Annotated in this window: 28 protein-coding genes; 14 read left to right on the top strand and 14 right to left on the bottom strand. The window is 71.4% G+C overall.

Going from position 1 to position 26105, the window contains the following annotated elements:
- The first annotated feature begins 1 nt into the window (after position 1).
- The 4 genes from ACIRF8_RS34300 (at position 2) to ACIRF8_RS34285 (ending at position 4166) form a co-directional block, all read left to right on the top strand.
- Complete coding sequence (locus ACIRF8_RS34300; protein WP_404221521.1) at positions 2-1042, top strand: TauD/TfdA family dioxygenase; 1041 nt, start codon at positions 2-4, stop codon at positions 1040-1042.
- Between the two features lie 201 nt (positions 1043-1243).
- Complete coding sequence (gene leuC / locus ACIRF8_RS34295; protein WP_404221519.1) at positions 1244-2644, top strand: 3-isopropylmalate dehydratase large subunit; 1401 nt, start codon at positions 1244-1246, stop codon at positions 2642-2644.
- A 17-nt stretch (positions 2645-2661) separates the two neighbouring features.
- On the top strand, positions 2662-3267 hold the full coding sequence (gene leuD / locus ACIRF8_RS34290; RefSeq protein ID WP_404221517.1) for a 3-isopropylmalate dehydratase small subunit: 606 nt from the start codon (positions 2662-2664) through the stop codon (positions 3265-3267).
- Positions 3267-4166, top strand: coding sequence for a LysR family transcriptional regulator (locus tag ACIRF8_RS34285; RefSeq protein WP_404221515.1), 900 nt, complete (start codon positions 3267-3269; stop codon positions 4164-4166). The genes leuD and ACIRF8_RS34285 overlap by 1 nt, the downstream gene beginning before the upstream one ends.
- Positions 4167-4173: 7 nt before the next feature.
- Here the strand turns inward: ACIRF8_RS34285 and ACIRF8_RS34280 are convergent, their stop codons facing one another.
- Complete coding sequence (locus tag ACIRF8_RS34280) at positions 4174-4584, bottom strand: cupin domain-containing protein (protein WP_404221513.1); 411 nt, start codon at positions 4582-4584, stop codon at positions 4174-4176.
- 297 nt (positions 4585-4881) lie between these two features.
- A complete protein-coding gene (locus tag ACIRF8_RS34275; RefSeq protein WP_404221511.1) occupies positions 4882-6759 on the bottom strand; it encodes an FAD/NAD(P)-binding protein in 1878 nt (625 codons plus the stop codon).
- Between the two features lie 176 nt (positions 6760-6935).
- Between ACIRF8_RS34275 and ACIRF8_RS34270 the strand changes: the two genes are divergently transcribed.
- Together ACIRF8_RS34270 and ACIRF8_RS34265 are read left to right on the top strand one after the other, a co-directional pair.
- Entirely contained in the window at positions 6936-7529 is a 594-nt protein-coding gene (locus ACIRF8_RS34270; protein WP_404221509.1) for a cysteine hydrolase family protein, read from the top strand.
- Between the two features lie 18 nt (positions 7530-7547).
- Entirely contained in the window at positions 7548-8729 is a 1182-nt protein-coding gene (locus ACIRF8_RS34265) for a pyridoxal phosphate-dependent aminotransferase (protein ID WP_404221506.1), read from the top strand.
- A 52-nt stretch (positions 8730-8781) separates the two neighbouring features.
- On the opposite strand, the gene ACIRF8_RS34260 is transcribed toward ACIRF8_RS34265, so the two are convergent.
- Together ACIRF8_RS34260 and ACIRF8_RS34255 are read right to left on the bottom strand one after the other, a co-directional pair.
- On the bottom strand, positions 8782-9354 hold the full coding sequence (locus tag ACIRF8_RS34260) for a TetR/AcrR family transcriptional regulator (RefSeq protein ID WP_404221504.1): 573 nt from the start codon (positions 9352-9354) through the stop codon (positions 8782-8784).
- A gap of 80 nt (positions 9355-9434) precedes the next feature.
- A complete protein-coding gene (locus ACIRF8_RS34255) occupies positions 9435-10901 on the bottom strand; it encodes an MFS transporter (RefSeq protein WP_404221502.1) in 1467 nt (488 codons plus the stop codon).
- 64 nt (positions 10902-10965) lie between these two features.
- Here ACIRF8_RS34255 and ACIRF8_RS34250 point away from each other — a divergent pair, with 64 nt between their 5' ends.
- Positions 10966-11787, top strand: coding sequence for an ArsR/SmtB family transcription factor (locus ACIRF8_RS34250; RefSeq protein WP_404221500.1), 822 nt, complete (start codon positions 10966-10968; stop codon positions 11785-11787).
- Positions 11788-11901: 114 nt separating this feature from the next.
- Entirely contained in the window at positions 11902-12909 is a 1008-nt protein-coding gene (locus ACIRF8_RS34245) for a TauD/TfdA family dioxygenase (protein WP_404221498.1), read from the top strand.
- Positions 12910-13023: 114 nt separating this feature from the next.
- On the opposite strand, the gene ACIRF8_RS34240 is transcribed toward ACIRF8_RS34245, so the two are convergent.
- Together ACIRF8_RS34240 and ACIRF8_RS34235 are read right to left on the bottom strand one after the other, a co-directional pair.
- Positions 13024-13752: a LuxR C-terminal-related transcriptional regulator gene (locus tag ACIRF8_RS34240; RefSeq protein WP_404221496.1), complete on the bottom strand. Its 729-nt coding sequence runs from the start codon at positions 13750-13752 to the stop codon at positions 13024-13026.
- Positions 13753-13836: 84 nt separating this feature from the next.
- Positions 13837-15018, bottom strand: a complete 1182-nt coding sequence (locus ACIRF8_RS34235; RefSeq protein WP_404221494.1) for a LeuA family protein — start codon at positions 15016-15018, stop codon at positions 13837-13839.
- Positions 15019-15301: 283 nt separating this feature from the next.
- On the opposite strand from ACIRF8_RS34235, the gene ACIRF8_RS34230 reads away from it, so the two are divergent.
- Complete coding sequence (locus ACIRF8_RS34230; RefSeq protein ID WP_404221492.1) at positions 15302-15481, top strand: hypothetical protein; 180 nt, start codon at positions 15302-15304, stop codon at positions 15479-15481.
- Positions 15482-15523: 42 nt separating this feature from the next.
- On the opposite strand, the gene ACIRF8_RS34225 is transcribed toward ACIRF8_RS34230, so the two are convergent.
- The 6 genes from ACIRF8_RS34225 to ACIRF8_RS34200 form a co-directional block, all read right to left on the bottom strand.
- Entirely contained in the window at positions 15524-16540 is a 1017-nt protein-coding gene (locus ACIRF8_RS34225; protein WP_404221490.1) for an enolase C-terminal domain-like protein, read from the bottom strand.
- Between the two features lie 136 nt (positions 16541-16676).
- Positions 16677-17699, bottom strand: a complete 1023-nt coding sequence (locus ACIRF8_RS34220; RefSeq protein WP_404221488.1) for a LuxR C-terminal-related transcriptional regulator — start codon at positions 17697-17699, stop codon at positions 16677-16679.
- A gap of 70 nt (positions 17700-17769) precedes the next feature.
- Positions 17770-18324, bottom strand: coding sequence for a TetR family transcriptional regulator (locus tag ACIRF8_RS34215; RefSeq protein ID WP_404221486.1), 555 nt, complete (start codon positions 18322-18324; stop codon positions 17770-17772).
- A gap of 141 nt (positions 18325-18465) precedes the next feature.
- Complete coding sequence (locus tag ACIRF8_RS34210; protein ID WP_404221484.1) at positions 18466-19149, bottom strand: HAD family hydrolase; 684 nt, start codon at positions 19147-19149, stop codon at positions 18466-18468.
- Positions 19146-20270 carry an acyl-CoA dehydrogenase family protein gene (locus ACIRF8_RS34205; protein WP_404221482.1) on the bottom strand — a complete coding sequence of 375 codons (1125 nt, stop codon included), beginning with the start codon at positions 20268-20270 and terminating at the stop codon, positions 19146-19148. The genes ACIRF8_RS34210 and ACIRF8_RS34205 overlap by 4 nt, the downstream gene beginning before the upstream one ends.
- Positions 20264-21241, bottom strand: a complete 978-nt coding sequence (locus ACIRF8_RS34200; RefSeq protein WP_404221480.1) for a ScbA/BarX family gamma-butyrolactone biosynthesis protein — start codon at positions 21239-21241, stop codon at positions 20264-20266. The genes ACIRF8_RS34205 and ACIRF8_RS34200 overlap by 7 nt, the downstream gene beginning before the upstream one ends.
- A gap of 165 nt (positions 21242-21406) precedes the next feature.
- Between ACIRF8_RS34200 and ACIRF8_RS34195 the strand changes: the two genes are divergently transcribed.
- Complete coding sequence (locus ACIRF8_RS34195; protein ID WP_404221478.1) at positions 21407-22090, top strand: ScbR family autoregulator-binding transcription factor; 684 nt, start codon at positions 21407-21409, stop codon at positions 22088-22090.
- Between the two features lie 73 nt (positions 22091-22163).
- Here ACIRF8_RS34195 and ACIRF8_RS34190 read toward each other — a convergent pair whose 3' ends face one another.
- Entirely contained in the window at positions 22164-23378 is a 1215-nt protein-coding gene (locus tag ACIRF8_RS34190; protein WP_404221476.1) for a hypothetical protein, read from the bottom strand.
- Positions 23379-23422: 44 nt separating this feature from the next.
- Positions 23423-23803: a hypothetical protein gene (locus tag ACIRF8_RS34185; RefSeq protein WP_404221474.1), complete on the bottom strand. Its 381-nt coding sequence runs from the start codon at positions 23801-23803 to the stop codon at positions 23423-23425.
- A 642-nt stretch (positions 23804-24445) separates the two neighbouring features.
- Here ACIRF8_RS34185 and ACIRF8_RS34180 point away from each other — a divergent pair.
- The 4 genes from ACIRF8_RS34180 to ACIRF8_RS34165 all read left to right on the top strand — a co-directional run bounded on the left by ACIRF8_RS34180 (position 24446) and on the right by ACIRF8_RS34165 (position 26092).
- Positions 24446-24817, top strand: a complete 372-nt coding sequence (locus ACIRF8_RS34180) for a hypothetical protein (protein WP_404221472.1) — start codon at positions 24446-24448, stop codon at positions 24815-24817.
- A gap of 53 nt (positions 24818-24870) precedes the next feature.
- Positions 24871-25263 (top strand): hypothetical protein, encoded by a 393-nt coding sequence (locus ACIRF8_RS34175; protein ID WP_404221470.1) that lies wholly within the window; start codon positions 24871-24873, stop codon positions 25261-25263.
- Positions 25264-25287: 24 nt separating this feature from the next.
- A complete protein-coding gene (locus ACIRF8_RS34170; RefSeq protein ID WP_404221468.1) occupies positions 25288-25671 on the top strand; it encodes a hypothetical protein in 384 nt (127 codons plus the stop codon).
- Between the two features lie 64 nt (positions 25672-25735).
- Complete coding sequence (locus ACIRF8_RS34165; protein WP_404221466.1) at positions 25736-26092, top strand: hypothetical protein; 357 nt, start codon at positions 25736-25738, stop codon at positions 26090-26092.
- Positions 26093-26105 lie beyond the last annotated feature (13 nt).

Below are 26105 nucleotides of genomic sequence, written 5' to 3'. Positions count from 1 at the left end.
CATGACCGCGACCACCGACCACGGCGTCCCGGCCACCACCCCCGACACCATGCCGACCTTCGCCGAGATCGCCCTGCCCGACGCCGTGCGCGACGCTCTGGCCGAGCGACTGGCGGCGCTGCCCGATCCGAACATCGACATCGACCGGTCGACGGCCAAGCTGCTCCAGATCTTCGCGACGCTGCCGACGGAACTGCTCCAGCAGATCCTGGACTTCGGCCGGCACGTCGACACCCCGGGTGTCGCCCTCGTGAGCAACCTCCCCGTGGACGCCGTCCTGCCCGACACGCCCTCGGACGGCGGGCCCAGCACCGACAAGACCTCGTTCGTCGCCGAGGGGGTGCTGCTCGGGCTGAGCGGTCTGCTCGGGGAGCCGATGGGTGTGCTGACGGAGAAGGCCGGACAGCTCATCCACGACGTGGTGCCGGTGCCGGGCGGTTCGAAGACCCAGACGAACCAGGGGTCAGAGGTCTTCCTGAACTTCCACAGCGACATCATGCACGACGTGATCGGCCGCTACGACGTCGCCAACCCGGACTTCCTGGTGCTCAGTTGCCTGCGCGCGGACCACGAGGGTATAGCCGGCACCTTCTACGCCGACGCCCGTGACATCTCGGCCGCGCTGCCCCCGGCGACCCTGGAGACGCTGCGCAGCCCGCTGTTCCGGCTCAACGCGCCGGGCAGCTATGTGCGCGACGTGGCCGACGGCCAGGAGGTCCTCTCCGACCCGGTACCGATGATCAGCGGGCACACCTCGTATCCCGAGATCGCCATCTCCGCCAACGGTGTGCAGCCGCTCACCAGCGGTGCGCGCGAGGCCCTGGACACCCTCCAGGAGGTGTGCGGGCAGGTCGCGCACAGTGTCCGGCTGCGTCCCGGGCAGGCCCTGCTGATCAACAACCGCAAGGGGGTGCACGCCCGCTCGACGTTCACCGCGCGCTACGACGGGCAGGACCGCTGGTTGCAGCGCACCTACGTGCGGCGCAGCCTGTGGAACGTGCGGTACCGCGTCACGGACGACAACCGGCGGGTGCACTACTGATCCGCCTGCCGGCTCCCTTCCCACCTCGGCCCCGCGCCGGTCCCGGGCAACCCCCGGGCCGGCCCGGGGCCTTCGTGCGCGGCGGCGCCGTGGCCCGGACCGGTCATGCCCCTGGGGGCCAGCCGCGGGGCCGTCCGGTGGCCCGCGCGGCGCCCCATGATCTACGTACCCGCAGTCATACGGGAGCGATAGAGGGAGACCATGGGTAGGACATTGGCGCACAAGACGTGGGATGCCCATGTGGTGCGAGGCGGGGGCGGCGGCGACGATCTGCTGTACGTGGACCTCCAGTTGCTCCACGAGGTGAACACCCCGCAGGCCTTCGACCGGCTGCGCGCGGCGGGTCGTACGGTGCGCCGTCCGGATTTGACGGTCGGCACGGAGGACCACAACACGCCGACGCTCGCCCTGGACCGGGTCATCGCGGACCGTGAGGGGCGTCGGCAGGCCGAGCTGATGCGGGCCAACTGCGCCGAGTTCGGTATCCCGCTGCACCGGTTCGGCGATCCGGGGCAGGGCATCGTGCATGTCATCGCGCCCGAACTCGGTCTCGTACGGCCGGGAATGACGATCGTGTGCTGCGACTCGCACACGACGACGCTCGGCGCGTTCGGCGCGCTCGCGTTCGGCATCGGCGCCAGCCAGGTCGAACACGTCCTGGCCACGCAGACGCTGTCCATGCGGCCGCAGCGGACCATGGCGGTGAACGTCACGGGCACGCTGCCCGAGGGGGTCGGCGCCAAGGACCTCGTGCTTGCGCTGATCGCCCAGGTGGGGACGGCCGGGGGGCAGGGCCACATCATCGAGTACCGCGGCGAAGGGGTGCGGGCGCTGTCGATGGAGGCCCGGATGACGCTGTGCAACATGTCGGTGGAGGCCGGTTCGCGCGCGGGGATGGTCGCCCCGGACGAGACGACGTTCGCGTATCTGGCCGGGTGCCCCGGGATGCCCGAGGGTGCGGCGTGGGACGCCGAGGTGGCGTACTGGCGCTCTCTGGTCACGGACGCGGACGCCCGCTTCGACAAGGAGGTCGTCCTCGACGCGGCGGCGCTGAGCCCCTACGTGTCCTGGGGCACCAACCCGGCGCAGAGCGTCCCGCTGGACGGGCAGGTGCCGGCCGCGGCGGACTTCGCGACGGCCGAGGAGCGTGCCGCCGCCGAACGGGCGCTCACCTACATGGACCTGAAGCCGGGCACCGCGATGCGGGACATCAGCGTCGACACGGTGTTCCTCGGCTCGTGCACCAACAGCCGCATCGAGGACCTGCGGGCCGCCGCCGACGTGCTGCGCGGCAGGAAGGTCGCCGACGGGCTGCACATGATGATCGTGCCGGGCTCGGCGCAGGTGCGGCTGCGGGCCGTCGAGGAGGGCCTGGACCGGGTGTTCGCCGAGGCGGGCGCCGACTTCCGGGTGGGCGCCGGCTGTTCGATGTGCGCGGCGCTCAACGAGGACCGGCTGCTGCCCGGCCAGCGGGCCGCGTCCACCAACAACCGCAACTTCGAGGGCCGGCAGGGCCGCGGGTCGCGTACCCACATCGTCTCGCCCGCCGTGGCCGCCGCGACGGCCGTCACCGGGCGCCTGTCCTCGCCCGCCGATCTGTGAGACGGAGTTTTCACGTCATGGAGAAGTTCATCCGGCACACCGGCAGAGCGGTGCCGCTGCGCCGTACCGATGTCGACACCGACCAGATCATCCCGGTGCGGTTCTGCGCGAGCACCACCCGCGACGGGCACGCCGACGCGCTGTTCGCCGACTGGCGGGCCGAGCCGGACTTCGTGCTCAACCGGCCCGAGCACCGCGGCGCGGACATCCTCGTCGCGGGCAACGACTTCGGCACCGGCTCCTCGCGCGAGTACGCGGTCTGGGCGCTTCAGGACTACGGGTTCCGGGTCGTGATCGCGCCCCGGTTCGGGGACATCTTCCGGGGCAACTCGCTGATGAACGGGCTGCTGACCGTCGTGGTCCCGGCGGCGGTGGTGGAGCGCCTGTGGCGGCTCACCGAGGCCGATCCGTCGGTCGAGGTCACCGTCGACCTCCAGGACCAGCAGGTGCGGTGCGGGTATCTCGTGCAGCCGTTCACCATCGACGAGGACGTGCGGCGCCGCCTGCTCGGCGGCCTGGACGCCATCGACGACACGCTGCGCTTCGCCGCGGACATCGCCCGCTACGAGGCGAAGCGGCGCCCCGCGCTCCCGGTGACGCGGACGCTCGTGCCGGGGCACTGATGAAGCTGTCGCAGTGCGCCGCGTTCGTCGCCATCGCCGACACCGGGTCGTTCACCAACGCGGCCCGTGCCCTGGACATCAGCCAGTCCGCGATCAGCCATGCCATCGCGGGTCTGGAGGCGGAGCTTGGGGTGACGCTGATGGAGCGGGACCGTTCGGGGGTCCGGCTCACCGACGCGGGGCACCGTGCTCTGGAGCCGGCGCGCGTCATGGTGGTGCAGGCCGAGCGGGTGCGGCGGGCCGTCCGCGGCGCCGGGGCCGGGCCCGAGGGCCCCTTGCGGATCGGCACCAGTCAGAGCTTCGCGGCCCGGCTGCTGCCGGCGGTGATGTCCGAACTGCACGCCCGCCACCCCCGGTTGGAGATCGATCTGCGCGAGGGCAGCGACACGCAGATCACCCAGTGGCTGCGGGGCAACGGCGTCGACGTCGGGATCGTCACCCTGCCCAAGCGGGGTCTGACCACGGTGCCGCTGTTGCAGGACGAGCTGGTCGCGGTGGTGCCGCCCGACCACGCGGAGGCCGAGCGGCCCGCGCTGCGCATCGACCAACTGGCGGGCGATCCGTTCCTGATGCCGGTCGGCGCGGTCGAGACGCTGGTGCGTGCCGCGTTCCGCACGGTGGGCCTCGAACCCGAGGTCGGCCACTATCTGCGGGACATCAACGCGCTGCTCGCCATGGTCGGCGCCGGTCTCGGGGTGACGGTCCTGCCCCGGCTCGCGCTGCCGCTCGTCCTGCCCGACGTGCGGCTCGTGCCGCTGTCGCCCGCGGTCGTACGGCATCTGGGGCTCGGGATGCGGCTCGGCTCCCACGGTTCTCCCGCGGTGGAGGCGTTCGTCGACGCGGCGCGGCCGCTGGCGCTCCGCAGTGACCAAGGGAGGCGGCCCGTTGCGGCGCGCTGAGATTCGCTCACGCCACCGGGCGCGTCGGGGCGTGGCGGATGCCGAGCACGGTGCAGCCGGTCTCGGTGCTGACCTGGTGGACGCTGCCGGGCTCCTCGATCACGAGGTCGCCGGGCCGGTAGCGGTCGCCGTTGTTGTTGCGCAGCTCGCCGTCGAGGACGACGAGGAGTTCGTGGCCGAGGTGTTCGTGGAGGTCGCCGTGGGCTCCCGGCGCCATCCTGGTGATCATCGCGGCGCCGTTCGCCGCGTCGTCGGTGGTGTACAGGCGGTGCACGTCGACGCCGGCGCGGCCGGGCTCCGACCAGCTCTCCCAGGTCAGCGCGTCGAGACCGAGGGGGTCGAAGATGTCGCGGACGACGGTGACGGTGCGGGGCTGCGCGTCGGCGGCGGGGGCGGCCTGGGCGGTGACGAGGGACATGGCGATGCTCGCTTTCTCGGCGGTGGGGCGGGGGGGTCGGCGGGGCGGGAGCGGCCAGGGCGTGGTGCGAAGGTCTCTCCCCCAGCCTCCGGCCGGGAGGTGCCCCCGGCCGCGCGGCGTCTGGTGCGTGCTCTGGGGGTCCCCCCGGCCGAAGGCTGGGGGAGTGCCGGGTGGGAGCCCTTGTACTGGACGTACTCGGGCTTTCGCCCGGTGCGGCGAGTGGGGGTCCTCCCGGCCGGGGGCTGGGGGAGCGTGCCAGGCGTCGTGAGGCTGGGGAAGGGACTTTTGCGACACGCCCTAGTGGGTGAGGGCGCCGGCCGGGGCCGGGGTCGCGGCCCGCAGCGGTGTGACGATGTCGGCGGCGATGGCGTCGGCGTTCTGCACGAAGTCGGTCCAGAAGCCGGGGCGGCTGCTGCCGCCCTGCATGAACCAGCGGGTGTGTTCGGTGGGGATGCCGAGGACGTACAGGCCCGGATCGGGCCGGCCGTCCTTGTCGAGGGGGTGGAAGGGCGCTTCGGTGACGGCCACGCCGCCGGTGTCGAAGCGGTCGCCGTCCGCGCCCCGGTTGACGTACGACGTCCAGATGCCCTGCTCGCACAGGTTGCGGGTGAGCGGGTGCGGGTCGGTGCGCACGTCGGGGGTGGGGATGCGGGCGTCGACGACGGTGTCGACGAGCACCTTGGACCCGGCCACGTACGGCGAGTGCACGGCGAACCGGCCGGAGTCGGGGTCGGGCAGGAACCGGGTGTCGGGGCCCGCGATGCGCAGCAGCCCGCAGGCGAGGAGCGCCATGACCTGGCGCAGCCGCACCCGGGGCGGTCCTGCCGCGAGGAAGGAGCTGCGGGGCACGTACCAGCCGAGGAAGTCCTCGCGGTGGGAGGTCGGGGTGAGGCCGGCGAAGTCGACGAGCGAGCGGATGACGGCGCGGGAGTCGCGGATGACGTCGAGGGCCGCCTTGAGCGGGTCGTCGACGTTGCCCGCCTCGGCGTGCGCCAGGTCCTCGGCGAGGGCCCGGGTCAGGGCCGCGGCGAAGTCCTCGGGGCTCGCGAAGTGGCGGCCGGTGAACGGGCGGGCCTGTTCGTCGAGGTCGATACGGGGTGCGTCGGCGAGGCCGTACCCGGCGGCGATGGCGACGACGTCGGGGACACCCTCCTCGGCGGCGGCGACCACCTCGGCGGCGAACGCGGCGGACTTCCCCGGGCCGTGGCGGGCGTCCAGCGTCGTGGCGTAGTAGACGAGTTCGACCTCGGCCAGCAGCCACGGCAGGGCGTCCTCGGCGAAGGAGATCTCGCCGTGGGCGCGGTGGGCGAGGATGCGTTCGGTGGTGAACAGGACGTGGTCGTACCGGTGGTCGTGGTGTTTCTGGTTGCGGCCGCGGGCGGGCAGGGGCATGGCGCTGCGCGAACCGGCGACGATGACCGGTTCGGTGCCGCTGGGCCGGTAGACGAGGCCGCCGCGGCCGTCGTCCTCGTACCGTCCGCCGCGTCCTTCGGTGAGGGCGGCCATCACGTCGTAGAAGGAGAGGCCGAGGCCGAGCACCCCGACGGGGCTGCCTGCCGGGACGGCGTCCAGGGGCATGTCGGCGGCCGAGTCGCCCGCGATGTAGCGCAGTCCGGGGTGTTCGGCGGCGTACTCGGCGAGCCTGCTCTGGTTGCCGGTCGGGTTCGGGGTGGCGTGGCCGGTGGTGAGGACGACACGGTCCACGGTGAGGTGCGCGCTTTCCCGGAAGGCCAGGCGATAACGGCCCTCCCGGCGTTCGAGACGATCAACGGTCGCCTTTATCGGAATCAGTCTTACGTTTTCCGGGAGGCTTTCCTCGATTGTTTTGAGGATGAATTGCATGTAGCGTCCGTGCAGGGCGCGCGGCGCGTAACTGTTGGGCCCGGGGTATCGCGGGTCGACGGACTGCCACCACTGGGCGAGCGACGGGCCCGCGCCGGGTCTCGCGGGGCCTCCGTCCGGCTGCCCCGAGAAGGCGGAGACCTCGTCGGCGACCGTGTTCATCAGAAACCATTCGGGCTGGTCAGTGCGCCATACACGGCCGCTGCCGATCTGGTGCGAGTCGATGAGGTAGATGTCGGTGGCCTCCGGGAGGGGCTGCTCCGCGATGCGGGCCGCCATGCGCTCCAGGATCGAAAGTCCCCGCGGGCCGCTCCCGACGATTGCCACCTTCATGTCCGACACCTTTCGATAAGCGGGTTCTCGCCCTGCTCCTGCGGGGCTTTCCGTCGCGCTGTACCCAAAAGATAGGAGTCGCTGTACCTACTGTTCAAGACGGCTTTATTGATGCTTCGCATGAGAGTTGTTCATGGAATTCCGTCGCAGGGGCGGCGGAGCAGGAAGGCGGAGAAATGAGCAGGGCACTCCTCGTACTCGACCTCATCAACGAGATCGTGCACCCGGACGGCAAGTACGCGGCCGACGGCTACCACCGGCAGGCGGTGGACCGGCGCGTCATCGAGCACACCGCCGACGCGATCGCGCGGGCCCGCGCGGCGGGCATACCGGTGATCTACGTCGTGGTCGGCTTCACGGAGGGCTATCCGCAGTGGCCCGCGACCTCACCGGTGTTCGAGAAGGCCAAGTCCGACCAGCGGCTGCTCCTCGGGAGCTGGGCCACCCAGGTGCACGACGCGCTCGCGCCGCTGCCCGGCGAACCGGTGATCGCCAAGCACCGCATCAGCCCCTTCCACGGCACGAACCTGGAGGTGCTGCTGCGCACCCAGGGCATCGACACGCTGCTGCTCACCGGCGTCTCCACGGAGCTGGTCGTCCTGACCACGGCGCAGGCGGCGCACGACCGGGACTACCGGGTCGAGGTCCTGGAGGACGCGACGCTGGCCGGTGACAGCGAGGTCCACGAGGCGGCGCTGAAGGTGCTGTCGCGGATCTCCACGCTCACCACGGTCGCCGATGCCCTGCCCGCGCCGGCCGCGGCCGTCTGACGGCCGGGGGGCCACGACATGAGCAACCGAGCCGCGACCCGCTTCGACGGGGTGCAGAAGTCGGCGACGTACGCGGTGTTCGACATGGTGGCGCGGCTGCGCGCGCAAGGGGTCGAGGTGCTGGACCTGGGCGGCGGCGAACCCGACTTCGACACCCCGGTCCATGTGGTCGACGAGGCGGTGCACGCGCTGCGCGAGGGCTTCACGCACTACACGCCCAGCCGCGGGCTGCCCGAACTCCTCGACGCGATCTCCGTCAAGCTGGCCAAGGACAACGGCATCACCGTCGACCCGGCCACCGACGTCCTGGTCACCCCGTCGGCCAAGCACGCGCTGTTCGCGGCGCTGGTGACGGTGCTCGACCCCGGTGACGAGCTGATGGTGCCGACGCCGAGCTGGGTCAGCTACACGGCGATGGCCCGGCTGATCGGGGCGCACCCGGTGCAGGTCGGCCTCGACGGGGCGGACGGTTTCCGGATCACCCGGGAGCTGCTGGAGGCACATGTGTCGCCGCGCACGAAGGCGCTCCTCGTCAACTCGCCGAACAACCCGACGGGTCACTGCCTGACCCAGGAGGAGGCGCGGGCCATCAGCCGGTTCGCGGCGGAGCACGACATCCTCCTGATCGCGGACGAGATCTACGAGAAGATCCTCTACGACGGGCGGGAGCATGTGAGCCTGGGCGCCCTGCCGTGCTGCGCCGACCGCACGATCACGGTCAACGGCTTCTCCAAGGGCTACGCGATGACGGGCTGGCGCCTGGGGTACGCGGCCGGGCCGACGGATCTGATGACGCAGATGCTCAAGGTGCAGCAGCACACCGTGGGTTGCACCGGCTCGTTCGTGCAGCGGGGCGGGGTCGCCGCCCTGACGGGGCCGCAGGAGCCCGTGCGGGAGATGCGCGAGCAGTACACGCACCGCCGGGAGCTGGTGGTGGACGGCCTCAACGCACTGCCGGGCGTGGTCTGTTCGGCGCCGGACGGGGCGTTCTACGCGTTCGCCGACATCCGCGGCACGGGGTTCGCCGACGCGGCGTCCTTCGCGCAGTGGGTCCTGGAGCGGGCCAATGTCGCGCTGATGCCGGGGTCGGCCTTCGGGCCGGGCGGCGAGGGCTACGTCCGGCTGTCGTTCGCGACGTCGCCGCGGGTCCTGCGGGCGGCGTTCGAGCGGATCGGCCGGGCGCTGGCCGAGCGGGGGTAGCCGCCGGGAGACACGTGTGAGGCAGGGGCCCCGGGTGGAGACGCTCGGGGCCCTACGCGTGCTGCGGGATCCGCAGGCCGAGCACGGACAGGGCGCCGCGGGCCGCGGCGTCGAAGGGTTCCGCGTTGTCCGCGGAGCGGGCCATCACGTAGCCGCCCTGCACGACGGCGGCGAGCATCGCGCCGACGGCCTGCGGGTCGAGGTCCGCGGCGAACTCGCCGTTCTCCTGCCCCTCGGCGACGAGGTCGGCGAGGCGGCCCCGCAGCCAGGCGAACACCTCGTCCAGCGGGGCCCGCAGGTCCTCGTTGCCGATGACATCGGCGTCCATCGTCAGGCGCCCGATGGGGCAGCCGCGCAGCACGTCGCGTTCGCGCCGGAGGTAGGAGGCGATACGTGTCCCGGCGGTGCCGGGGCCCGAGAAGTGTGCCTCGGCCGCTTCCTTGAGGTCGTGCGCGCTGCGCCGCATGGCGGTCAGGGCGAGCCCCGCCTTGCCGTCGAAGTGGTGGTACATGCTGCCCACCCCGACACCGGAGCGTGCCTGGATGGCCTTGGGGCTGGTGCCGGCGTAGCCGCGCTCCCACAGCAGTTCCCGGGTGGCTTCGATCAGGCGTTCCGCACTCGACATGGCGGCACTCTATCCACTGGCCGCCGGGGGCGGCCAAGGCTTGTGCGGGCTGCCTGATCAGGATTTCCGATCCCCTCCGATCAGGCATTTCGCTGGGCGGAGCGGCGCCGGACCGACAGGGCGAGGAGGGTGCCGGTGGCGAAGGCCGCGGCGGCGATCCCGGCGGACAGGCGCAGACCGGAGGTGAAGGTGTCGGAGGCGGCGACGAACGTACCGAAGAGGGCCACGCCGACGGCGCTGCCGACCTGCCGGGAGACGTTGAAGACGGCGGAGGCGATACCGGCGCCGGAGGCGGGGGCGGCCTCGATGATGGCGGCGGTGGCGGCCAGCGCGGTCATCGTCTGGCCGAGCCCGGTGGCGACCAGGGCGAACAGCAGGACCGGGTAGGGGGTGTGCGGGCCGGCGAGGACCCAGGCGAGGAATCCGGTGGTGCCGAGGGCGAGGCCCGCGGCCATCGGGACGTAGGGGCCGGTGCGGGCGGCGACCCGGCTGAACAGCGGGGCGGCGATCAGGCCCATGCAGACCGACGGCAGCAGGGCGAGGCCGGTGGCCAGGACGCTGTAGCCGCGCTCCTGCTGGAAGTACAGGGTGGTCAGGAACAGCATGCCGTAGTAGCCGAGGCTGATCAGCAGGCCGATGGCGGCGGTCGAGGTGAAGGCGCCGGAGCGGAACAGGGACGGCGGCAGCAGCGGGGCGCGCTCGGTGCGGCCGGTCGCCTCGCGTGCTTCGAGGGTGCGCTCGACCAGTGCGAAGGCGATGAGCGCGGCGGTGCCCAGGCCGAAAGCGGTCAGGACCAGCGGGGACGTCCAGCCGTGGGAGCCGGCCTCGTTGAGTCCGCCGGCCAGGGCGACGAGGCCGACGATGCCGAGGATCTGGCCGAGGGGGTCCATCCGGCGGGCGTTCGTCTTGCGCGGGGAGACGGGGACGTGGCGCAGCGTGAGGAAGACGGCCAGGGCGCCGACCGGCAGGTTCAGCCAGAACACCGAGCGCCAGTCGAACCCGGAGACGAGCAGTCCGCCGACGGCGGGGCCCGCGCCGAAGGCGACGGAGGCGACCGCACCCCAGATGGCGATGGCCCGGGCGCGCAGGGCGCGGTCGGGGTAGGTGACCTGGAGCAGGGCGAGCGAGGCGGGTACGAGGAGTGCGGCGCCCGCGCCCTGGCCGAGCCGTCCGGCGATCAGGACGCCGGGAGAGGCGGCGAAGCCGCAGGCCAGGGAGGCGGCGGTGAAGACGCCGAGGCCGGTCAGGAACATCCGGCGGTGGCCGAGGCGGTCGGCGAGTCCGCCGCCGAGCAGCAGGAGGCCGGCGAAGACGGTGCTGTAGCCGTCGACGATCCACTGCATCGCGGAGGCGCCGGTGTCGAGGGAGGTGCGGATGTCGGGGATGGCGACGTTGACGACGGTGACGTCGAGCATCACGAGGAAGTAGCCGAGGCTGAGTGCGATCAGCGGGCCGAGCGCGAGGGGGGGCTTGCGGTCGCCGGCGGGGGTGGTGGCCTGCGGCGGGGCCGCGGGGCGGGGGCTGGGGTTGATCTCCGTGGTGGTCATGGAACGAGCTTCGGCGCCAGATGTTTCGCTGCGCGACGAAGTGTCGTTGTCATAGGCTGGGATCATGCCGAACGCGAGCCGTGGACCGGCCTCATCCCGCCCCCAGCCCCTCTCCCCCGCGTCGCGGGAGGGCGAGCCGCTCAAGCACCAGACCGACATCGCGCGGGCCGCCGCCCTGATCGCCGACCCCTCGCGGGCCCGCATCCTCAAATGCCTGGCCGACGGCCGCGCGCTGCCCGCGGGCGCCCTCGCGGGCGAGGCCGGGATCAGCGCGGCCACGGCCAGTGTGCACCTGGCCAAGCTCGTGGAGGGCGAGTTCGTCACCGTCGAGCGACAGGGCCGCCACCGCTACTACCGGCTGGCCGGGCCGGACGTGAGCGCCGCCCTGGAGTCCCTCGCCCTGATCGCCCCGCCGCTGCCCATCACCTCCCTGAAGCAGAGCAGCCGCACCAACGCCCTCCACCGCTCCCGCACCTGCTACGACCACCTGGCAGGACAGCTCGGCGTCGCGGTCATGCGGGCGCTGCTCGAACGCGGCGTGCTCAGCGGGCACGACGGCATCCACCGCCCCCAGGAGGCGGTCCGCGACCGCCCCTCGTCCTACGGACGCGACCTCCAGTACCGGATCACCGACGACGGGCACCGGCAGCTCGCCGCGCTCGGCGTGGACACCCGGCGGCTGCCGCCGCGCCGCCCCGCCGTCCTGTACTGCGTCGACTGGAGCGAGCAGCAGCACCACCTGGCCGGCGGGCTCGGCGCGGCGCTCACCGACCGGCTGTTCGCGCTGGGCTGGGTGCGCTGGGGTGTGAGCCCCCGGGTCGTCCATCTGACGGACGAGGGCGCCACCGGGCTGCGCGAGGCGCTCGGACTGGAACTGGCGGGATAGCGGCGGGCGGCTCCACTTTGGCGGAGGCGTGCCTCGCCGATGGTGTAGGGGCGCCGCGGGCGGCTCCTCCGACAGCCGATGCGTGCGCGGCGGCCGGGCCGTGAGGATCGCGGCATGGAACCCATCTACGTACTCTCCGATCCCGAGCGCGAGCAGTTGACGGCCGTGCTCGAGTCCGTGGCCAAGAACCCGTACGAGGACTACGAGGGCTTCTCCCGGGCTGTCGGCGATGTGATCGCCCGTGGTGAGGTGCCCGCCTTCTTCACCGACATCTGCGCCCGGATCCACGCGGACCGCTCCAGCGGCGCCTCCGACGCGCACGTGCTGCGCAACTGCCCGCTCGACGCGGAGATCCCGCTCCTGGACCTCGACGACCCGGTCGCCGACAAGCACGCGAAGAAGAAGACGTTCGTCGGCGAGGCCTTCCTCGAACTGTTCGCCCAACTGGTGCAGACGCCGCTGCTGTCCTACGCGACCCGCTTCAACGGCGACTTCTTCACCGACGTCGTCGCCATCAACCGCTACAGCGGCATGCAGACCGGCTTCAGCGACAGCGAGCTCGTCTACCACAACGACCGCACCGCCCACCCGGTCCGCGCCGACTTCATCTCGCTGCTCGGCATGCACTGCCCCGAGGGCGAGTTCATCTACACCGGGTTCGTGGACGGGCGCGACCTGCTCGCGCACCTCAGCGACGAGGAGCAGGCCGAGCTGCGCACGGCGCAGTTCATCACGCCGTTCGACGTCTTCTCGCGGGACAACAACACGTCCCTGACGGTCTCCGAGGTCCACCCGATCCTGGAGAACCACCACAGCTTCCGCTACCTGGACACCTGCACGACCGCCGCGCCGGACGCCCCCGTGGCGGCGAAGGACGCGCTGCTCGCGCTGAAGAACGCCATCGTGCGCGCGGACAAGACCCGCCACCGCATCCGCACCGGCGACCTGTTCACCTTCGCCAACCAGGACGGCCTGCACAGCCGCGACAAGATGGAGATCAACGACGCGGCGGCGGCCCGTCAGCGCTGGCTCCTGAAGACGTACGCGTTCCGCGACGAGGCAGCCGCCGAGCGCCACGCGGACCGCTGGCTCGACGGGGTGCGCGGCCGGGTCGGCGACTGATCTCCGGCCGGCGGCACCCCCCTTCCCCGGCCGCCGTCGGCCGGACCGTACGCGCCGTGCGGGGCGCCCCCCCCGGGGCGCCCCGCACGGTGGCACCGCGCACGGCGGTGGCGGTCACAGCCAGGGAGGCAGGTCCTCGTCGAGCGCCTGGCGCATGAGCAGGACCGCCTCCAGGCGGTTGCGGACGGCGAGTTTGGCCAGCGCGTGCGAGACGTGGCTCTTGACCGTGGCCGCGGTGACCTTCAGGCGCCCGGCCGTCTCCCTGGTGGAAAGACCCTCGGCCAGACAGGTCAGGACCGCGCGTTCCCGCTCGGTCAGCTCCCGCAGCCGCAGGCCCGCGGAACGGTCCTGGCGCGGCGGGCGCGGGGGCCGTTCGGGCCGGTGCGCCGACGGCCACAACCCCACCAACTGCGGTGACACGACCGTGTGCCCGGCCGCCACCGCCCGGACCGCCGCGGCGAGCCGGCCCACCTCGTGGTTCTTGATCAGGGCGCCGGCGCAGCCCGCGGACAACGCGGCCGCCAGCGACGCCCCCGTCCACCGGGTGTCGAGCAGCACGACCCGCGCCCCCTTGTGCAGCAGCTCGGTGACCACCGGCGCGGGCCGGGGCGCGGCCAGCCCCGCGAGCACGACGACGTCGGCCTCGCTCAGCGGCCAGTGGTGCAGCGGCCGTGCGCTGTCGGCCGTGCCCACGACCGTGATCCGGTCGGCGCCGTCGAGGGCACCGGCCAGGACGTGCCGGGACACCGGGTCGGCGTCCGCCAGCAGGACGGACACCTCGGCCGGCTCCGCCGCGCACAGCAGGATCCGTCCGTCGTCGGCGTTGCGTACGGTCAACTCCATTGCCGCTCTCCTGTGTTCCTCACGCGTGTGTGCCACGGCGGCGGCCGGGACCGGCCGTGTGACCGGTCCCGGCCGTCCGCTCGGTCAGGCGGCGGCGAGCGGCTGGTCCAGGAGTTCCCGGGCCAGACGCTCCTTGAGGACGGAGATGTCCTCGCAGTCACCGCCCGTGCGTTCGGCGATGTGCACCCGGTACAGCTCGGCCAGTTCCTCGCCGCTCACCTCGATGCGCAGCTCGTCGAGGATGTGCCGCAGCACGGCCCGCCCCGAGTGCCGGCCGATCAGCAGGGAGCGCTCACGGCCGAACCGCGCGGGCTCCACGTACTCGTAGGTGGCCGGGTTGCGCAGCATGCCCTGCTGGTGGATCCCGGCCGCGGTGCCGAAGGCGTACGTCCCGAAGATCGCCTTGTTGCGGGGCTCCTCCAGGCCGATGTGGCCGCGCAGCGCGGTGTACGCCTCGTACATGGCGGACACGTCGATGTCCGTGTGCAGGCCGAGGACGTCGCCCTTGTACGACAGCAGTGCGGCCAGCTCCTCCAGGGGGGTGTTGCCGGCCCGTTCGCCGATGCCGCCGAGGGTCGCCTGCACCTCGTCGGCGCCCGCCTGGAGACCGGCGACGGCGTTGGCGAGCGACAGGCCGAAGTCGTCGTGGCAGTGGGTGGCGATACGGACCGTGTCGGGCACCCAGGAGCGGAAGGCGGAGATGAGCGCGGCGTACTCCTGCGGCAGGTTGCAGCCGGAGGTGTCGGCGACCGCGAAGCAGGTGGCGCCCGCCTCGACGGCGCCGGTCACCAGGGCGCGCAGCAGTTCCTCCTCGCCGCGGCTGGCGTCCTCGATGCCCACGGACACCTCTTCCACACCCAGGGCGCGGGCATGGGCGACGGTGTCGGCCACCTCCTCGACGGCCTGCGCGCGGCTGATGCCCCGCTTGTGCTTCAGGTGCATGTCGCTGCCGGTGGCCATGACCTGCACCTGGTGGCGGTCGGTGCCGCCGGCCGCCACGGCGGTGTCGACATCGGCGCGCACCGCCCGGCAGAAGGTGGTGAACCTGGCCGACGTGAGCTTTCTGGATATCAGCTCGGTGGCCTCGAACTCACTGGGCGAGGAAGCGGGAAATCCGGCTTCGATGTAATCCGCGCCGAGGGCTTCTATACGCAGGGCCATGTCGAGTTTCTGCTGTGGGTCCATCGCGTTCGCGGGGGCTTGTTCGCCGTCCCGGAGCGTGGTGTCGAAAATCGATACCCGGCGTGATTCCGCTGTCCCTGACATCGCGTCCCTTTCCTGTACGGCGCCGCTCGCGCGGCTGAACTCTGCTGACGCTAGGCGGGGTTGAGCGGGTGTCAGGGGGTGCGGCGGTGGCCGAGAAGGGCCATGTCCCGGATGGGTCCCGCGGAAAACCTTGAACAGGAGATACAGCGCCGGTGGCATGTCGCGGCCAGGCACAGTTGGGTCAGATCAACCATTACCCAAAGGTGGAGGTGGAATGCGAGAGTTTTCAACGAAGGCGCCGCCTCTCACTTTTCCCCCCCGTACCGGAAGAAGGATTGTTGCCATGCGTATGTCCCGCCCGAACACCGCAGGCGTCACCACCAAGCTGGTCCGCCTCGTCGCCGGGGTCGCCGCCGTCGCCGCGCTGTCGGCGGGCGCGATCTCCGCCGCGCAGTCCGCCCCCGGCGCGCAGGCGCACACGAGCGCGGCGGCGTCCGCTCCCGGTGACCTGATCTGGGGCTGAGAGCCCGTCCTCGAGGAGCGCGCACCGGGGCTGGGCGGAGGCTCAGCCCCACAGTGGCGCGGGCATGGGGGCGAGCGCCCCGTCCGTCGGGCGCACCGGGTCGGCGCCGTCGCGCAGGGTGAGTCCTGGCGTGTAGTTCACGTAGTGGGCGCCCGGCGCGGCCTGGAGCGCCGCGGCCCAGGAGCGCGGGGTCGCCGGTGGTGAGCCGAGGAGCACCAGCAGGCCGAGCTGGTCGGCCTGTTCCATCAGGCGCAGCGCGGTGGTGAGTCCGCCCACGGCGTCCAGCGTGAGGCGTATCCCGTCGTAGCGGGAGACCAGCCGGCCCATGTCGCGGTCGTCCCCGTACGCCGTCCTGGTGATGATCGGGAACGGGCGGCGCAGGGTGCACAGGACGCCCGACTCGGCTTCCGGCAGGGGCTGTTCGAGGAGTCGTACCCCGTGGTCGTGCAGGACGGGCAGCATGACGCGCAGCCGGTCGACGTCCCAGCTCCCGTCGGCGGCGGCCATCAGCCAGGCGTCGGGGCGGTGTCGGCGTACCGCGGTGAGCCGGGCGAGGTCGTCCTCGACTGCCCCGGCGCCGAGCTTCACGCGTAGCCCGTCGAAGTCCGCGCTGCGTTCCAACTCGCTCTCCAGCGCGCCCGGTTCACCTCGTTCGACGGTGTGGACGAGCGGTACGGCCCGGGGCCGCGGGGCTCCGACGAGGTCCCACACGGGCTGTCCCGTGCGTTTGGCGAGCAGGTCCCACAGCGCGGTGTCCATCGCGCTGCGCAGCGGGCCGGCCGGGAGCAGCGCGGGCAGTTCGGTGGGGCTGACCATCCTGAGCAGCGCGGGGTGGGCCCCGGCCAGTTGGGAGCGCAGGGCGGTGGGCCGGTGGGCGGCGACGCCGGGGCGCAGGGTCGCCTCGCCCCGTCCGGTGCTGCCGGCGTTGCGCGCGGTGATCCGTACGACGGACCAGGCGCCGGGCCATGAGACCGGGTGGAGCGGCTGGGCGCGCAGGATGTCGCACTCGACGCGCAGCGGCGTCCCGGTGAGGGATCGAAGGAGTGCGGGGTCGAACACGTGGGCTCCTGAGGCTGCCGTGGCGGAGCCTCATCATGGCCAGTGTGCCCGTGACGTCGCCAGGCCCGTGGCACGGCACCGTGCGGCGTGTCCGGTTGCGGTCAGAGCCTGCCCTCGCACCCCCGGGCAGGCTCGCTCAGCCGGGTTCGCCGGATGTGCTCTGGTCGAGGAGCCCCATCTTCGCCGCGGTGATACCGGCCTGGAAGCGGCTCTCCACGCCGAGCCGCGCCATCAGATCGGCCATGACACGGCGCAACGTGCGTACGGAGACGCCCAGTTCGCGGGCTATCGCCTCGTCCTTGCGGCCGGTGGCCATCAGGCGCAGCACCCACAACTGCTGGGAGCTGAGGCCGGTCTCGGGGGCGCCCCCGGCGACGGCCAGCGGCGCGGCGGAGGCCCAGCACATCTCGAACACCTTGACCAGCAGGGCGGTGACGGCCTCGCCGCGCAGCACCATCATCGCGTTCCTGGAGTTGGTGTGCAGCGCGGGCACCAGGGCCTGCACGCGGTCGACGAGGATGAACCGGAACGGGACGATGTGGGCGATACGTACCTGCGCCCCGGCCGCCTGGAGTTCCTGGAGGTGGTTCATCGAGTGGATGATGCGGGTCATGGGCCGCAGGTGGATGCTGCGCATGGTGACCCCGCGGTCGAGGACGCGCCGGTCCCGCCGCAGCCCCTCGGCCAGGATCTCCGGTGCCATCACGGGGCCGGGGTGCATGCTCAGGATCTCGGAGGTCGCGATGTCGGCGGTGTCGCCGAGGACGCGGGCGATCCGGTCGGGGTCGGTGACGACCTCGCTGTCGAGGCCGCTGCTGCGCGCGGCGTGCAGGGGCAGGAACGCCTCGCGCATCGCGTCGATCTGTTCGCGGGTGCTGCGGATCTCCTCGGTCAGCCGTGCCGCCGCCGTCTCCTGCGAGGTGAGCAGGCGCAGCAGGGCGGCCTCGGGTGCGGTGGCGCGGGCGGTGGGTTCGCCGCCCGCGGGGTCGTCCGCGGCCTCGATGAGCAGGCCGAGGCGGATGAGTTCCTGGCGGGCCGGCTCCAACTCGTCCGCGGTGGCGTCGAGTTGCTCGCAGGCGCTGCGCAGGGACCAGTTGCTGCGTGTCGAGGCGTACTCGAACAGTCGCAGGGCCTGAGGTCCTAGGGTGGGGGCGCTCATACCGTCCGCTGCCTTTCCGCGCCGGTGGGGTGAGGCGCGTCGTTACGGGGGGTGGGGGAGCGGTCCTGGGTCATCGGGTGTGGTCCAGCAGGTCCCAGAGTCCGCTGAGCCGGGTGCGCCGGTCGGAGCCCGACTGCTCGCCGGCGAAGACGGTGGCGACGAGCAGGTCGGCGAAGGTGCGGGCGGGCAGGGCCGACGTCAGTTGTCCGTCGTCCTCCGCCTGCCGTGCCAGGGCGGCGAGATGGGCCGCGACCGCGGCGAGCAGGTCCCGCTCCCCCGGTCCGGGTCGCCCGTCCGAGGCGAACCTGATCGCGGCGCGGAAGTGCGGGTCGCGCTCCATGTAGCGCACCAGCCGCTCGGCCAGCGCCCGGAGCCGTCCGAGGGCGTCGGGGCAGGTCGCGGCCACCTCTCGCCGGAGGGTCTCCCAGCGGCACATGGCTTCGTCGCGGACGGCGGTGGCCAGGTCCTGCTTGGAGGTGAAGTGCCCGTACAGGGCGCCTTTGGTCATGCCGATCCGGTCGACCACGTCCGTCAGCCGGGCCCCGGAGTAGCCGAGGGTGGCGAACTCCTGGGCGGCGGCGCGCAGGAGCCGTCGGCGCGTGCGCTGGGCGCGTGGCTGGCTCATCACGGACCTCTCGTTCCCGTGTCCGACGTGCCGCACCGGGGCGGTGAATGCTGCATGCCAACAAAATACCCTCCCGAAGGTATTTTTTCTGCCGATGAGTCTGGCCCACAGGGGCCACATGGGCCTCCGGGGCCAGACCGGTCAGCCGACGCGCATCACCTCGGCCGGGGCGAGGCGGGGACCGGGGGTCCTCGACAGGAACTGCCAGTCGTGCGCCAGGCCGTGGGCGGTGAGGACCGGGTCGTCGCCGACCACGACGGGATGGCCCACCGCGTTCAGCATCGACAGGTCCGTGCTGTGGTCGCCGTAGGCGTAGCAGTCCTGGGCGCGGACGCCGAGGCGCCGCAGCAGCGCGGTCATCGCCTCCCTCTTGGCCTCACCGATCATGGAGCGGGTCACCTCGCCGGTGAGCCTGCCCGTCACGTCGCTCACCTGCTCGGTGGCGAGCACGTGGTGCGCGCCGAGGTCGTCGGCGACCGGCTGGACAAGCAGTCGGCCCGAGCCGGTGACCAGGGCGATCTCGTCACCGTCCGAGCGGTGGCGGTGCAGGCGGTGCAGGGTGTCGGGCAGATAGGCCCGCCGGCCGCGCCGGTACTGGGCGTACCAGCGGCGGGCGGACTCCTGGAGCACGACCCGGTGGACGCCCGCGAAGTGCGTGAAGTAGGCGCGGTTCAGCGTCTCCCGGTCCGCCCCGGCGGTGCGCAGCGCGCCCGGTGTCCGCCCCTCCTCGGCGAGCTGGGCGGTCCAGTGGTGCCAGAAGCTGATCATGCTCTTCTCGGCCAGCAGCGTCTCGTCGACGTCGAAGAACGCGATGCGGCGCATCATCGGGCTCCTTCGGGCTCCGCCGCCTGGGCGGCGAGCCGGGCCTGGGCGTAGGTGGCCGCGGCCGTCTCGAAGTTGAGGGTGCCGTGGGCGCGCGCCGCCGTGATGTCCCGCCAGGCGCGCTGCAAGGGGTTGGTGTCGTCCAGGGCCCGCGCGCCGGCGGAGTGCAGCATCTCGTCGGCCGCCGTGCCGCACAGCTCCACGGCCGCGGCGACGTCGCGCTGGTTCTCGGCGACGAGGAGCGGGGTGATCGGCGCGGTGTCGGCCCGCTGCGCGGCCCGCTCCAGGAGCAGCCTGGCGGACTGGATGTGCGCCGACGCCTTCGCCAACACCCTCTGCTGCGAGGGCTGTTGGGCTGCCGTGCTGCCGTCGGGGCGGGTCCGCAGGCACTGCTGGCTCCACCAGTGGCGCAGGGTCGACTCGGCGGCTCCGAGGACGGGCGCCGCGAAGATCAGCCCGGCCACCAGCGGGAACGGCACGGTGTGGCAACGGGCCGCGTGCGGCTGCGCCCGGGCGAGGTCGCGAACGGTGAAGGAGAGGTGGCCGGGGACGAACACCTCGGCCTCCACCGTGTTGCTGCCGGTCCCCCGCAGGCCGACCGGGTGCCAGGTGTCCCGCACCTTGACGTCCGGGCGCGGGACGGCGAAGACCCGGTTCTCGCGCGCCTCGCCCGCGGGCCCCTCGGCCCAGGAGGCGAGCAGCACCCAGTCCGCGTGGTCGACGCCGCTGGCCATGGTCCATTCGCCGGAGATCCGCCAGCCGCCGTCGACCCGCTCGGCCCTGCCCTGCGGCGGCACCACGGAGGCGGCCACGCACACGTCCGGGGTGCCGCCCCACAGTGCGCGCTGCCCCTCTTCGGGCAGGTAGGAGGCGAGGCGGCCGTGAGCGGCGTAGAGGGAGGCGCACCACGCGGTGGACGCGCAGGTCTCCGCCACGCTGGAGACCGCGTCGAGCAGCGCGGTGAACGTACCGGCGCAGCCGTCCCAGCGTTCGGGGACGAAGTGGCGCGCGAAGCCGTCGGCGACCAGGGCCTCGGCGACCCGGTCGGTCAGCCGGCGCCCCTCCTCGACCAGGGCGTGGTCCTCGCGGGCGGCGCTCAGCGTGCGGCGCAGATCGCTCAGCATCCGGCAGCACCCGCCAGGACGGGCACCAGGCCGGTCTCGTCGGCACGTCCGGCGACACGGGCCGAGGCCAGCGGCTGCGCGCCCTGGCGGGCGACGAGCTGGAACGTGTCCTGCCCGGCGGGCTCGGCGGTGATGGTGACGGGAAGGCCGAGCTCGCCGAACGAGTGGAAGGACGTGTCCATGTGACGGATCGTCCAGCTCGGGGAGAGCGGCGTCGTCCGGGCGAGGACGGCCTGGCGGAACGCCTCGACCATCACCATGCCCGGGACGTGGTCGCTGGCGTGGTCGAACAGGGCGGGGTGCCCGGTGTCCATCAGCAGCCGCCAGCCCTGCGCCGTGGCCGGGCCCTCGGCGAGCAGGACGGCGTCGGCCCGGTCCCGGCCCACGAGCGCGGCGGGCAGCGGACGGTGCCCGGCCGCCGGTGCGGTGGTGCGCTCGACGTCCGGGGTGCCGCCCCGGCGCCGGATGATGGCGTACTGGCGGGGCGCGAACGCGTCCCACTCCATGGTCGCCCGGCCGACGCGTCGGCCGCCGATCTCCAGCCACGCCACGGACGCCATCCGAAAACGCCTCGGGTTGCCCGGCTCGCGACGCACCTGGATGTCGAGGACGGCGTCGGCGCCCGCCCCGCGGTCCCGGACCGGCTCGGTCAGCCGGAAGTCGAAGCGGTGCAGGACGAACGCGTAGTCGGCGGGCACGTCGTGGAAACGGTGCGAGAGGTAGATCCCGGCCTGCCGCATCGTTTCCGCGACGACCAGGGAGTCGCGGGTGCCGTCGGCGCGGCGGTGGTGGAGCAGATGCGCCTCGGGCCAGCGCAGCCGTACGGCGAACCGGTCCTCGGTGAGGCGGGCGGCGGACGCCAGCAGCACCTCGTGGTCCACCGTCTTGTGCACCATCGTCCGCGGGACATGAACCTCGGCGGAACCTTCGGCGAACGGCGCGGAACCGGGTCGTATGGCAAGGTCGTGCACGTCTTTCCCCTCCCTGAAAGAAGCTGGTGACCTGGAAGTCCCCCCGGTCACCGACCACCTGGCGGGTCGAAAATATACCTACGAGAAGGTATATTGCAATGGCGGTTCGGAGCTGGGCAGCACTGACCCGCCCAGACGGTACGAGCTGCGAGGAGGCTCACGACAGTGAATGCAGCGGGCAACAAGGAGCGCAGGAGCAGCCGGGCGACGTTCCCCGAGCACGAACGCTCCAAAGGCGAGACGGCGCGGGCCGGACGCAGCCCCGAGCTGCACCAGGAGCGGGCCGTCCAGACCCGCCTCCAGGTCCTGGAGGCGGCGGCGGGCCTGTTCGACCGGCGCGGCTACGCGGGCACGTCCATCAAGGACGTCGCCGACGAGGTGGGCATGACCAAGGGCGCGGTCTACTTCCACTACCCCACCAAGGAAGCGCTCACCATCGCGGTCGTCGAGGCCCACTACGCCCGCTGGCCCCTCCTGCTGGAGGCCTCGCAGAGCAAGGGGCTCGGCCCCATGGACACCCTGATCGACCTGCTCGACCAGACGGCGGCCACCTTCCGGGACGACCCGATCGTGCGGGGAGGCGCACGGCTCCAGATGGAACAGCCGCTGCCTCCCGGCACACTCCCCACGCCCTACATCGGCTGGATCGAACTGCTGCGGCAGTTGCTGGCGGAGGCGCGGGAAGCCGGGGAACTGCGCGAGGGCATCACCCCGGACGCCGGGGCGCACACCCTGATCGCCGCCTTCTTCGGCACCCAGCACATCTCCGCCCGGCTCGACCGCCGGTCCGAACTGGTCAGGCGCTGGGCCGACACCCGCGACCTCATCTTCTACGCGCTGCGGGCGTAGGGCGGGGCGGGCGCGGCGGGGCGGGTTCCCGGTTCGCCCCGGATCGCGCCCGCCGCGAGAGGCCGCATTTCTCTCAGCGCTCGGTCAGCACCGGGTTCCACCGGTCCTTGTCGCGGAGTTTCGGCTGCCGGAAACCGGAGAGCGGGATCGGCTTCTCCCCGTGGAGGCCCACCAGGAGAAGCTGGTTACGGAATTCGCCCTTTCCCGGCTCGCACCGGTCGGGGTCGCACCTCCACGCGATGAGGTGGCTGTCGTCCGCCCAGGCGAGGAGTTGTTGCGCGGGCACGAGCGCGGACCGCTTCCCGGTTCTCGCGTCGAGGACCTCGGAGGTGATTTTCCCGTCCTCGCCCGCGAAATCGCCGGTCATGTGCGCTCCGTCCGGGGACAGAACGCCGCCCCCCAAGGGCAACGAGGCCTCGCGTCCGGGAACGGGACTCGCCTTCGCGTGCTCGTCGTAGTACGCCTTGCCGGTCTTGTTGGCCGCGGGTTCCCAGAGCAGCCGTCCGTCGGAACTCCAGGCGAGGTCATGGCGGCCGGCTCCCGCGAAGGCGCCGGGCTGGTCCTTCCTCGGCGGCAGGGCGGCGAAACGCGCGGTGCCCGTCTCGACGTCGATGACGTGGAACCCGGTGCGGCTCGGCTTCGGCCCCGGGACCTTTTTGCCGTTCAGCCGGTACGACGCGTCCTTGAAGAGGCCGTCGGGGTTGCGGCTGTAGGTGGTGGCCACCAGACGCTTCCCGTCGGGCGAGAACCGGACGCCGCCGACCTTCTCGTCCACCTCGATCCATCGCCGGATCTTTCCGGTGCGCATGTCCAGGAGGCCGATCCGGTCGACGGGCAGGTCCCGCTCCAGAACCGCTGCCGTCCGCATTCCGGGGGCGACGTCGACCCAGGCCCAGTCCGTTGTCCGGTACTGCTTGGCGGCGGCGTCGTAGAGGCTCCACCTGTAGGTGCCGACGGCATCGCCGTTCGCCTCCTTCACGACCTCCGTCGTGTAGTACCCCGAGACGGCGACTCGCCCTGCCGCTATGAGTTCCCGTGGCGGCGACTGACCGGGCCTCGCCTGAAAACGCGGCGTGCTCGGCGCTCGCACCTGCTGCGCCCGCGGGTCCTTCGTGTCCTCACCGCCCGGACGCAGAGCCAGCGCGGCGCCTCCCGCGACGAGTGCCACGGCGACGGCGACCGCCGCCCAGGAGCGAGTTCTGCGCGCTTTCGTCGCACGGGTCCGCTGCCCGGAATCGTCGGAGGGCTGCACGGTCGGCCTCTCGCGGCTCGGTCGGTCGGATGTCACAGATGTTCCTCGCAGGTCGGCAATTCGCGGGCGGACAGCGCGGCTTACTCGTTGAACCACTCCGAGTAGACGGAGAGCCCGCCACCGTTCCACGTCAGCTTCATCCGGTAGTCGGACGAGTTCGTGATATCGATGCCGCCCTTGTCGCAGCCCGCGTCGCCACCGTCGGTGATGACCAGCTTGTCCAGAGGAATCGCCTTGGGGGTCTGGACGATGCCGGTCACTCCATGACCGTCGGCCTTCGTGTCGCACACCACGAACATGTCGCCGTCATCGATGTAGGTCATATAGCCGCGGTCATTGCTGATCGTCTTATTGGTATCGAGTACATGGACGTCGCCGGCCATGGCGGGAGCGGACGTTCCGGCGAACACCGCGGCGACGGCGGAACCGGCCACTGCGAGACGCGCGAGGGTCAGACGCATGGGTTTCTCTTTTCTCGTGGAGCACAGCGTTCGCGCCGACCTTAGGGCAGCGTGATCTTGCGGTAAACCAGTTTCACGCGGCAGACACACCAGCGGCATTGGCACGGAGTGTGAGTGAATTGAGGGTTCCTTGAGGTGCCCATCGGGTCGCAAGCTGCTTTTAGGGCAATAAGGGACGGACAACCCGGCACGCTGAGTAGACATGACCTCAACAAAGTGATCTGCGCCACAGCGACAGGCCGGGCGCGCGCGAGAAGTGAGGCGGACACTCCCGGCCTCAACTTCCCCACCGCCGCGGGGAACTGACGCGGTGAGCGGCGACAGGTGCGCTGACCTGCGGCTGGACCGTCCGGCGCGAGCGGCGCGGCAGCGCGCTCCCGCCGCATGTGGCGTAGATCACTTTGTGAAGGCTGTGTGTACCGAGCGTGCGGAGCCCTCCGCCCCTTATTGCCCAAAAAGGAACGTGCGACCCGTCGGGCACCTCAAGGAACCCTCAATTCACTCACGCTCCGTACCAATCGCAGCGGTGTGACTGCCCGGTGAAACCGGTTTACCGAAAGATCACGCTGCCCTATGGTCGGCGCAACTCGACGGAACACGCCCCGCCCGTTCCGCTGTCCTCCACGAGAAAAAGAGATATCTATGCGCCTGACTCTCGCGCGTCTTGCTGTGGCCGGTACCGCGGTCGCCGCCGTGTTCGCCGGAACGTCCGCTCCTGCCATGGCCGGTGATGTCCAAGCGCGTATCACCAACAAGACCATCAGCAATGACCACGGGCGCATGACCTTCCACGACGACGGCGACATGTTCGAGGTCTGCGACACCAAAGCGGACGGTCACGGAGTCGAAGGCCAGTTGCTCGAAGGCAGTACCACTGTCCTCTATCTCACCGATGGCGGTGACGCCGGTTGCGACAAGGGCGGCTACGACATCTCGTGGGGCAAGTCCTACTACATGGAGCTCGCCTGGTCCGGCGGCGGGCCGTCCGTGACCTCGCCTGCGTTCAGCGAGTGATGCCCGGCGGGCGGCGCAACGGACATGACGGCTCCCCACAGAAAGACACGTCAATGGTCAAGTATTTCAGCAGTCTTGCCGTAGCAGGTGCGGCAGTCGCCGCGATAGTCGTCGGCGTCTCGACGCCGGCCATGGCAGCGGGCGCCGGTGCCTTGGACACCAACAAGAAGATTTCTCTCCCCAATGGCCGGGGCACCATGACGTACATCGACGATGGCGACATGTTCCAGGTGTGTGACACGAGGGCCGACGGCCACGGTGTCACGGGGCAGCTCAGAAATGGCGCTTCCGGATTCCCGACGATGATCGAGGTCACCGACGGCGGCGATGCCGGGTGTGACAAGAAGGGCTACAACGTCGGCAATCATCTGGACGAGAAGTACATGATGTGGCTCTGGTGGAACGGTGGCGGCGATGCCGTGGTTTCCGAGTGGTTCAACGAATAGCAGAACCGAAGACAAGGGACAATCATGACCAATTCTTTCTCCCGCGCCGCCGCGGTGGGTGCGGTGCTCGCGGCGACGCTCGGCGGCGTCGCGACACCGGCCTTCGCCGTGGATGTCCATCCCCTCACCACCGACATGACGCTCACTCTTCCCAATCGCGGAAAGATGGTGTTCCACGACGACGGGGACATGTTCGAGGTCTGCGACACCAAAGCGGACGGGCACGGCATGACCGGTTATCTGATGAACTCGGACACCAAGCGGAATCTCCTGATCATCACGGACGGAGGTGACGCCGGCTGCGACAAGGACGGCTGGAACGTGGACAACTGGCCGAGCAGCTACCAGATGGAGTTGGCGTGGGACGGCGGCGGGCCCTCCGTCTACTCGGCGCTCTTCAATGAGTGACCCGCACAGCTAGTCCATTCCGGAGCAGTTTCTCATCAGGGAGGGTTTTTCAATGATCAGGTCCATGGCTCGCATTGCGGTGACGGGCGCGGCGGTCGCCGCTGTGGTGACCCTTGCGGCATCCCCGGCTCTCGCCGTCTCCAACAAGACGATCACCTTTCCGGCCGGTAAGGGAAAGATGACGTTCATCGACGACGGGGACATGTTCGAGGTCTGTGACACGGCCGCGGACGGATACGGGATGACCGGCCAGCTCATCGACAGAAGCTACGCCCAGATGATCGAGGTCACCGACGGCGGGGACTCCGGCTGTGACAAGAAGGGCTACAACATCGGGAACTGGACCACGTATCAGATGTGGCTCACCTGGAACGGCGACAGCCTCGGTACGACGGTGAAGTCCGAGTGGTTCAACGAGTAGATCCTCGCATCGG

It is taken from the genome of Streptomyces sp. NPDC102406 (assembly GCF_044765725.1).
GTDB lineage: Bacteria > Actinomycetota > Actinomycetes > Streptomycetales > Streptomycetaceae > Streptomyces.
This window is presented reverse-complemented; position numbering and strand designations above follow the sequence as displayed.

Bases quoted from the DNA above. Each gene is read 5' to 3' on its own strand.
- ACIRF8_RS34300 (WP_404221521.1), top strand. From the start codon at position 2: ATGACCGCGACCACCGACCACGGCGTCCCGGCCACCACCCCCGACACC.
- leuC (WP_404221519.1), top strand. From the start codon at position 1,244: ATGGGTAGGACATTGGCGCACAAGACGTGGGATGCCCATGTGGTGCGA.
- leuD (WP_404221517.1), top strand. From the start codon at position 2,662: ATGGAGAAGTTCATCCGGCACACCGGCAGAGCGGTGCCGCTGCGCCGT.
- ACIRF8_RS34285 (WP_404221515.1), top strand. From the start codon at position 3,267: ATGAAGCTGTCGCAGTGCGCCGCGTTCGTCGCCATCGCCGACACCGGG.
- ACIRF8_RS34280 (WP_404221513.1), bottom strand. From the start codon at position 4,584: ATGTCCCTCGTCACCGCCCAGGCCGCCCCCGCCGCCGACGCGCAGCCC.
- ACIRF8_RS34275 (WP_404221511.1), bottom strand. From the start codon at position 6,759: ATGAAGGTGGCAATCGTCGGGAGCGGCCCGCGGGGACTTTCGATCCTG.
- ACIRF8_RS34270 (WP_404221509.1), top strand. From the start codon at position 6,936: ATGAGCAGGGCACTCCTCGTACTCGACCTCATCAACGAGATCGTGCAC.
- ACIRF8_RS34265 (WP_404221506.1), top strand. From the start codon at position 7,548: ATGAGCAACCGAGCCGCGACCCGCTTCGACGGGGTGCAGAAGTCGGCG.
- ACIRF8_RS34260 (WP_404221504.1), bottom strand. From the start codon at position 9,354: ATGTCGAGTGCGGAACGCCTGATCGAAGCCACCCGGGAACTGCTGTGG.
- ACIRF8_RS34255 (WP_404221502.1), bottom strand. From the start codon at position 10,901: ATGACCACCACGGAGATCAACCCCAGCCCCCGCCCCGCGGCCCCGCCG.
- ACIRF8_RS34250 (WP_404221500.1), top strand. From the start codon at position 10,966: ATGCCGAACGCGAGCCGTGGACCGGCCTCATCCCGCCCCCAGCCCCTC.
- ACIRF8_RS34245 (WP_404221498.1), top strand. From the start codon at position 11,902: ATGGAACCCATCTACGTACTCTCCGATCCCGAGCGCGAGCAGTTGACG.
- ACIRF8_RS34240 (WP_404221496.1), bottom strand. From the start codon at position 13,752: ATGGAGTTGACCGTACGCAACGCCGACGACGGACGGATCCTGCTGTGC.
- ACIRF8_RS34235 (WP_404221494.1), bottom strand. From the start codon at position 15,018: ATGTCAGGGACAGCGGAATCACGCCGGGTATCGATTTTCGACACCACG.
- ACIRF8_RS34230 (WP_404221492.1), top strand. From the start codon at position 15,302: ATGCGTATGTCCCGCCCGAACACCGCAGGCGTCACCACCAAGCTGGTC.
- ACIRF8_RS34220 (WP_404221488.1), bottom strand. From the start codon at position 17,699: ATGAGCGCCCCCACCCTAGGACCTCAGGCCCTGCGACTGTTCGAGTAC.
- ACIRF8_RS34215 (WP_404221486.1), bottom strand. From the start codon at position 18,324: ATGAGCCAGCCACGCGCCCAGCGCACGCGCCGACGGCTCCTGCGCGCC.
- ACIRF8_RS34210 (WP_404221484.1), bottom strand. From the start codon at position 19,149: ATGATGCGCCGCATCGCGTTCTTCGACGTCGACGAGACGCTGCTGGCC.
- ACIRF8_RS34205 (WP_404221482.1), bottom strand. From the start codon at position 20,270: ATGCTGAGCGATCTGCGCCGCACGCTGAGCGCCGCCCGCGAGGACCAC.
- ACIRF8_RS34185 (WP_404221474.1), bottom strand. From the start codon at position 23,803: ATGCGTCTGACCCTCGCGCGTCTCGCAGTGGCCGGTTCCGCCGTCGCC.
- ACIRF8_RS34180 (WP_404221472.1), top strand. From the start codon at position 24,446: ATGCGCCTGACTCTCGCGCGTCTTGCTGTGGCCGGTACCGCGGTCGCC.
- ACIRF8_RS34175 (WP_404221470.1), top strand. From the start codon at position 24,871: ATGGTCAAGTATTTCAGCAGTCTTGCCGTAGCAGGTGCGGCAGTCGCC.
- ACIRF8_RS34170 (WP_404221468.1), top strand. From the start codon at position 25,288: ATGACCAATTCTTTCTCCCGCGCCGCCGCGGTGGGTGCGGTGCTCGCG.
- ACIRF8_RS34165 (WP_404221466.1), top strand. From the start codon at position 25,736: ATGGCTCGCATTGCGGTGACGGGCGCGGCGGTCGCCGCTGTGGTGACC.